The organism is Pseudomonas sp. EZ-C24 (assembly GCF_014525325.1).
Taxonomy (GTDB): Bacteria; Pseudomonadota; Gammaproteobacteria; order Pseudomonadales; family Pseudomonadaceae; genus Aquipseudomonas; species Aquipseudomonas shirazensis.
The window spans coordinates 355247-362225 of the sequence record NZ_JACDIU010000006.1 but is presented as its reverse complement, the minus strand read 5'-3'; the positions used below and the strand labels follow the sequence as shown (position 1 = coordinate 362225).

Here is a 6979-nt window from a genome sequence, read left to right as displayed (position 1 = left end):
GCTGGAAGCGAGTCTGTTGCTGCTGCAAGGCAGGCGAGAAGATAAGGATCGACGGTTCTGGAGCGAGGTGGCTGCGGGGGCGTTGACGAGCGCGGCGGCGGGGATGGAGCTGTTGGCGGTGGGGACAGAGCAGGTGTTTGGCGAGTTTGGCAACGGCTCCGCGATTGGGCGTGGATCAAGGATCAGCTTGGGACGTTACCGGTTTTGGGGAGCGGTTATGGCAAGCGCTGGCGGGCTCGTGAGTATTTGGTGGGATATCGATGATGCTTTACAGGTAACTAACAAACTGTTTCTACCCCACTCGAGAAGAAACCTGCTGTCCAGCGCATACATAGCCCGAGTGGTTGCGACTTCCACAATGCTAGCAGGGCAGGGTGGGTTGGCGTTTGCTCAAGCCAGCGCCTACTTTAGATGGCTGGCGATGTCTCGGCAGGCGTCATCAGTTGCAGACCTCTTTAATTATCTTACCGGACTATCTACACGCATAGCCTCTCATCAAGGTGCCATTCTCCTATTTGGTAGAATGATCTGGATAGGTGGGGTTGTTGTGATAGCTGCAAGCGTCCTGATTTTGATTTTAGATGATGATGCATTAGAAAAGTGGTGCGTCAAGAGTTGCTTCAGTCGAACCGACGGGAAGAGATTCGGCAATAATGGCGAAGAGCTTTCGGAATTATTCAGCGCCATTCAAGGCGTGCTGTAATGTATTTTCTTGAATGGTTGTCGTGGCAGGGCATGTTGGAAACTCCAGCCACTAGAAGAAATGACAGCGCCAGTGATCAACCAAATAAAAAACCGCGAAACGCTCCTTACGAGAGCGATATCACGGAAGAACATATCGCTTCCCGATTAAGTGTAAGCACTACACCTAGGACAAGAGGTCCTGTCTTCGCCTTTGGCAATCATGTATTGGAGCTTCGCTGCGGTCTATGGGAAGCCAAAAGAGGACTGCTCACCATTCTGACGGCTATCGTCGTACGGGTGCTTTCAGGCTTCTTCTACATCCTTATCACACTTTCCATTCAACACATTAACGCCGTATTGGAAAACACCGGGGAGCAGCACTGGAGTACTGTACTTTTAATAATGGCGTTAGGCTTTCTTACGCTAGCAGGAGGGTATCTTTACTTGAAGTACGGCCTGCGCTTTACCCGCCTCGAAATATTCACCTCCCGGCACATGCTAATCAGATTCAATCGCACGACTCAGCAGGTCCATCTTCATAGGCCAAGTTATTGCGGAGGTATTGTCACTTTACCTTGGGAGGGTGTTATTTATTCCGGGATCAACATGAAATCCAATGCTGCAGGGATGGGTACTCCATTAAGCCTCCACTGGCCGGTCAGCGTAACCGGTACTTTGCACCCAGAGTTCGCTTTCGTCGGCAAGATGTGCAACAACTCATCTGAAATGCACGACGAGTGGGAATTCATCCGCCGTTTTATGGAGTCAGGCCCTGACGGCCTCCCGCGCCCACGAATTACCTCACACTTCCCTTGGCCATGGCAGGCATTCACCCCGCAATTCGAGGGGCTCACCCACTACTTTCGTCATTCTTCGCGGATCATCAAGTTAGGCCTTGTTCTTATCTCGCCCGCCTTCCTCATCCTCGGCCTAAGCCACTGGCTAAGCCTGCTGTTGTGCTGGAAACCGCGCTGGCCAAAAATCATCCGCGAAGCAGGGCTACCCGTAAAACCCATCCCGCCGCTGACCACTTTGGCCGACAGACCGCCTCATATCCAGGAACGCCTGCGTGAGAACGCCCATCTTTGGGCCATCCGCCCGGGCCAGCGGCCGGCGAAAAAAACACGCGCTGCCCGTAGGCCAGCGAAAGCCGACAACCGATGCACTACAGCTGAGGAGTCTTTCATCGATGAGCTCCATCGTTCTGATGGACACTCTCGGTGAGCCCCCCAGGTCCAGCGCAAACGCACTCATATTCAACCCATAAAAAACCCCACATCAAAGTGGGGTCCTTTCACAGCGGATTCAGCTCAAGACAAAATCAATTGCCTTTCACCGACCGCCCATCAACCGTACCATCCTGCAGCACGATCACGTATTCCTTGCCATCAGTCTCAACCTGACGCAACTGCACCAGCAGATAATCCCAATCCTTGGCGAACCAAAGCTCGGTAATCCTCTTGCTCTGGCTAGGATCACGCACGCGCTCGACCTTGATCGCATCGACCTGCCCAGTCTTGGTAGTCACCTTCTCAGTGCCCAAAACCCGGAAGTCATAGGTATCGATCTCATCGCCATCGACCACCTGATACGACACGCTCTTCTTGCCCGCCGCTACGTCGTGCTGCAGCGCCAGCTGATACGAAGACTTGTCCAGCACGCCACGATTCAACGGGAGACTCACCGCATCACCACGGTCGCTACCGGTGACTTTCTTGCTCGCCCAGTCAAAGTCCAGATCGACTTTCTTTGCCTTGCCCAGGCCACCGCGTTCGAAGTGGTAGGTCTGCGGCAACAACGCATCCTTGTCCACCCTCACGGTACTTTGCTCGGTCAAGCTGGCAATCATCATCGAAGCCTTGAAGTTCAGGCTCCAGGTCCCGTTGGCATTCTTCACCAGGCTACGCTCGGCGGTGCCGCTCATGGGCAGCTGCTTCCAGTCGGCGGTGTAGCTGGCCGAGAAGGGCTTCAGATCAGCTGCCTGAAGAGGCAGGGCAAGCACGGCGAGAGCCATCAGCAGGGCGCGACGCATAAAATCTCCTAGGGACGAATCAAGTGACCGCTGGCCGCCAGCGGCTGGCCATCCAGTAACGCACCGTGCTCGCCCAGACGCAAGCGTCCTTCGGCGAACCAGCGCACCGCCAGCGGGTAGATCTGGTGTTCCTGGTGGTGAACCCGGGCTGCCAGGCTTTGCACGGTGTCATCTGCTGCCACCGCAACCACTGCCTGTACGACCAGAGGCCCGCCATCGAGTTCCTCGGTGACAAAGTGCACGCTGCAGCCGTGCTCGCCATCACCCGCTTCCAGGGCGCGCTGGTGGGTATGCAGGCCTTTGTACTTGGGCAGCAACGAAGGGTGGATATTCAGCAGGCGGCCTTGATAGTGACGCACGAAGCCGCCGCTGAGGATGCGCATGAAACCGGCAAGCACCACCAGGTCCGGGGTGAAGCCGTCGATCAGCGCCATCAGCGCTGTATCGAATGCCTCACGACCGGTGAAACCCTGATGCTCCAGCACCGCAGTCGCGATGCCGGCCGCTTTGGCCCGTTCCAGGCCATAGGCATCGGCGCGGTTGGAGATCACTGCGCAGATGCGCACCGGACCGTCTGGCTTACAGCTGTCGAGCAGCGCCTGCAGGTTGCTGCCGGAACCCGACAGCAACACCACAACATTACAGGTCTTGCCCGGCATCAGTGCGCCTTGAGGTTCTGCAGGTCGACCTGAGGTGCGCCTTCGGCGGCATCGGCGATCTGACCGATCACCCATGGCTGCTCACCGGCTGCACGCAACACGTTGAGGGCGTTTTCGACCTGGTCCTGACCAACGCAGATGACCATGCCCACGCCGCAGTTCAGGACGCGGTGCATTTCGTGCTCGTCGACGTTGCCTTTTTCCTGGAGGAAATCGAACACTACCGGACGCTGCCAGCTGGCCACGTCGATGATCGCCTGGGCGTTTTTCGGCAGGACGCGCGGGATGTTGTCGAGCAGGCCACCACCGGTGATGTGGGCCATGGCCTTGACGGCGCCAGTGTCCTTGATCAGCTTGAGCAGCGGCTTGACGTAGATGCGCGTTGGCGCCATCAGCAGGTCGGCCAGCGGCTTGCCGTCGAGCTGGGTGCTCTCGATGTCGGTCGCGGAGACTTCGAGGATCTTGCGGATCAGCGAGTAGCCGTTGGAGTGCGGGCCGGACGAAGGCAGGGCGATCAAGGCGTCACCGCTGGCGACTTTCGAGCCATCGATGATCTCGGCTTTTTCGACCACACCGACGCAGAAGCCGGCCAGATCGTAGTCTTCACCTTCGTACATGCCAGGCATCTCGGCGGTTTCACCACCGACCAGCGAGCAGCCAGCCAGCTCGCAACCTGCACCAATACCGGTTACCACGGTCGCTGCAACGTCAACGTTGAGCTTGCCGGTGGCGTAGTAGTCGAGGAAGAACAGCGGCTCGGCGCCGCAGACGATCAGGTCGTTGACGCACATGGCGACCAGGTCCTGGCCGATGCTGTCGTGGCGGTTCAGGTTCAGTGCCAGGCGCAGCTTGGTGCCGACGCCGTCGGTGCCGGAGACCAGCACCGGCTGTTTGTAGCCGGCCGGGATCTCGCAGAGGGCGCCAAAGCCGCCCAGGCCACCCATGACCTCAGGGCGTGCGGTGCGCTTGGCCACGCCCTTGATGCGTTCGACCAGTGCTTCGCCGGCGTCGATGTCTACACCGGCGTCTTTGTAGCTCAGGGAGGGTTGCTTGCTCATTGATCCAGGCCTTTAGAGGTAGGGATACGGAAAAACGACCGCGACGGCCAAGGCCGGCTGTTGCAGCGGCGGCTGCCTGTTCGTCACTGGTCTGCGAAGGCGCGCGATTTTATCAGGGTTGCCGGGCAGCGGCCATCCTCAGGCCGACGGGCAGGGCGGTAAATGTTTAAAAACATCCTTTCATGGGCCGCGACTGGTTGCCTGACCGGTCGCTGTATAAGGTATAGGTATGGCGCGGGGACAAAATTGCCGGCGGACGGAGCGATCAACAGGCGCTGCGGTCACAGCCAGCAGGTACAGGCTCCGCGCCCTCGTTCATCTGGACAGGAATCCTCCATGCGTCTTCTCAATTACCTGGCTGCCGGTTGCTTCGCCTTGCTGGCCAGTGCGGCCCAGGCCGAAAGTGTTGCCGGGCTTTATCAAGTACGTGAAACGGTCGACGGCCAGGGCAGCGAGGCACGCTCCCAGGCCACAGCACGTGCGCTCGACACGTTGATCCTGCGTCTGACCGGCGATCCGAAGGCGCCGCAGTCGCCAGCCCTGGCCGCGCTGCGCAAGGACCCGCAACAGATCATCAATCAGGTCGGCAACGAGGCCGGCCCGCCCGAGAGCGTGCTGGTCGAGTTTGACGCAGGCAGTACCGAGCGTGCCTTGCGTCAGGCTGGCCTGGCCTTGTGGGGCAGCAATCGGCCGTCGATCCTCAGCTGGTGGTTGAACGACAGCGTCGACGGCAGCAGCCTGGTCGGCGATGGCCAGAGCGCCGCTGAGCCGCTACGCCGCGCTGCGCAACATCGCGGCCTGCCGCTGCGCTTGCCGTTGGCCGACCTGCAGGAGCAACTGGTCGCCAATGCCAAGCAGCTGGGAGGCAAGGATCCGAGCGCGCTGCGCGAAGCTTCCGAGCGTTATGCTGCCGATGCGCTGTTGGCCGTGCACGCTCGTGAAGCCGACGGCAAGTGGCAGGGCAAATGGCAGCTGTGGCTGGGTGACCAACGTGAGCAAGGCGATGCCGAAGGCGCTGATCAGGCTGCCTTGGCCGACGCGGTGATGCTGGCGGTGAGTACTCGTCTGGCGCCGCGCTATGTCACTCGACCGGGTGCCAGCAGCGAGCTGCTGGTGCAGGTACAAGGCATGAACCTCAAACGTTATGCAGAGCTCAGCCGCGTGCTCGAACCCTACGGTCCGCGCCTGCAACTGGCCGATGGCGACAAGCTGACCTATCAGGTCAGCGGCAACCGCGAGCAACTGCGCGCCCAGCTGGGCCTGGCCAAACTCCGTGAACTGCCAGCCGAACCGGCCGCCGCCGCACCTGCAGCCCCTGTTACAAATGAACCAGCCGGGGCTGCGCAAGCTCCGGCAGCGAAACCTTTCGATGGCTTGCGCTTTGCCTGGTAAGAGAAAACATGAACATGATGACTGATCAGCGTCGCTGGGTATGGCTGGGCGTGGCCCTGGTAGTGGCGGTACTGCTGTATAGCCTGCACAACATCTTGTCGCCGTTTCTGGTCGGCATCCTTCTGGCGTATCTGGCTGACCCGTTGGTCGACCGCCTGGAGCGGGCGGGTCTGTCTCGCACCTGGGGTGTAGTGGTGGTTTTCGCCTTGTTCACGCTGATCTTCATGGCTTTGCTGCTAGTGCTGATCCCGATGCTGGCCAAGCAGCTGGTACGCCTGTACGAGCTGACGCCGCAGATGCTCGACTGGCTGCAGCATGTGGCACTGCCGTGGGTGCAAAGCCGCCTGGGCCTGGCCGATGGTTTCTGGAAGTTCGACAAGATCAAGGCCGCCATCAGCGAGCATATGGGCCAGACCACCGACATTGTCAGTGCGGTATTGAGTCAGGCCACGGCGTCGAGCCTGGCCCTTCTTGCATGGCTGGCGAACCTGGTGCTGATCCCGGTAGTGGGCTTTTACCTGCTGCGTGACTGGGACCTGATGATGGCCAAAGTGCGCAGCCTGCTGCCGCGTCAGCGCGAGGAACAGATCGTCGAGCTGGCAGGTGAATGCCACGAAGTGCTTGGTGCATTTGTTCGTGGGCAGTTGCTGGTGATGCTGGCGCTGGGGGTGATCTATGCCAGTGGCCTGATGCTGGTCGGCCTGGAGCTTGGCTTGTTAATCGGCCTGCTGGCCGGCCTTGCTGCGATCGTGCCTTATATGGGCTTCATCATCGGCATTGGCGCGGCGTTGATTGCCGGGCTGTTCCAGTTCGGCGGTGATCTCTATCCGATGCTGGGTATCGTTGCTGTGTTCATGATCGGCCAAGCGCTTGAGGGCATGGTCCTGACTCCGCTGCTGGTAGGCGACCGGATTGGCCTGCACCCGGTGGCGGTTATCTTTGCCATCCTCGCCGGCGGTGAGCTGTTTGGCTTCACCGGTGTCCTGCTGGCCTTGCCGGTAGCCGCGGTGATCATGGTGCTGCTGCGCCATGCCCACGAGATGTACAAGGAGTCGGACCTGTACGGCGGCGAAGAAGACCCTCAGCTTTAACGCGGGGGAGGGGGCTGCGAGTACAGCCCCGCTTCGGTGCAAGCCCTTGATTTTACTTGCCCT

6 protein-coding genes and 1 pseudogene are annotated in these 6979 nt (G+C 59.6%); 4 read left to right on the top strand and 3 right to left on the bottom strand.

All coding sequences use genetic code 11. The features are described from left to right. Both IDM28_RS03995 and IDM28_RS03990 read left to right on the top strand, forming a co-directional pair. A pseudogene (locus IDM28_RS03995) lies at nucleotides 1-703 on the top strand (hypothetical protein); the annotation flags it as partial. Beyond that, nucleotides 703-1908, top strand: a complete 1206-nt coding sequence (locus IDM28_RS03990; protein WP_188035404.1) for a DUF6708 domain-containing protein — start codon at nucleotides 703-705, stop codon at nucleotides 1906-1908. The pseudogene IDM28_RS03995 and the gene IDM28_RS03990, both read left to right, overlap by 1 nt. A gap of 97 nt (nucleotides 1909-2005) precedes the next feature. Here IDM28_RS03990 and IDM28_RS03985 read toward each other — a convergent pair whose 3' ends face one another. Genes IDM28_RS03985 through purM form a run of 3 tightly spaced genes read right to left on the bottom strand, consistent with a single transcriptional unit; the run spans nucleotide 2006 to nucleotide 4433 of the window. Next, the gene (locus IDM28_RS03985; RefSeq protein WP_101321744.1) at nucleotides 2006-2716 is read right to left on the bottom strand and encodes a DUF3108 domain-containing protein; all 711 of its coding nucleotides are present in this window, start codon (nucleotides 2714-2716) and stop codon (nucleotides 2006-2008) included. Between the two features lie 8 nt (nucleotides 2717-2724). Further along, complete coding sequence (purN, locus tag IDM28_RS03980; RefSeq protein WP_101321743.1) at nucleotides 2725-3375, bottom strand: phosphoribosylglycinamide formyltransferase; 651 nt, start codon at nucleotides 3373-3375, stop codon at nucleotides 2725-2727. After that, nucleotides 3375-4433, bottom strand: coding sequence for a phosphoribosylformylglycinamidine cyclo-ligase (gene purM / locus IDM28_RS03975; RefSeq protein ID WP_101321742.1), 1059 nt, complete (start codon nucleotides 4431-4433; stop codon nucleotides 3375-3377). The genes purN and purM overlap by 1 nt, the downstream gene beginning before the upstream one ends. 336 nt (nucleotides 4434-4769) lie before the next feature. On the opposite strand from purM, the gene IDM28_RS03970 reads away from it, so the two are divergent. Both IDM28_RS03970 and IDM28_RS03965 read left to right on the top strand, forming a co-directional pair. Further along, the gene (locus IDM28_RS03970; RefSeq protein ID WP_188035403.1) at nucleotides 4770-5825 is read left to right on the top strand and encodes a DUF2066 domain-containing protein; all 1056 of its coding nucleotides are present in this window, start codon (nucleotides 4770-4772) and stop codon (nucleotides 5823-5825) included. Between the two features lie 17 nt (nucleotides 5826-5842). Next, on the top strand, nucleotides 5843-6916 hold the full coding sequence (locus IDM28_RS03965) for an AI-2E family transporter (protein WP_150570963.1): 1074 nt from the start codon (nucleotides 5843-5845) through the stop codon (nucleotides 6914-6916). The last annotated feature ends 63 nt before the right edge of the window (nucleotides 6917-6979 follow it).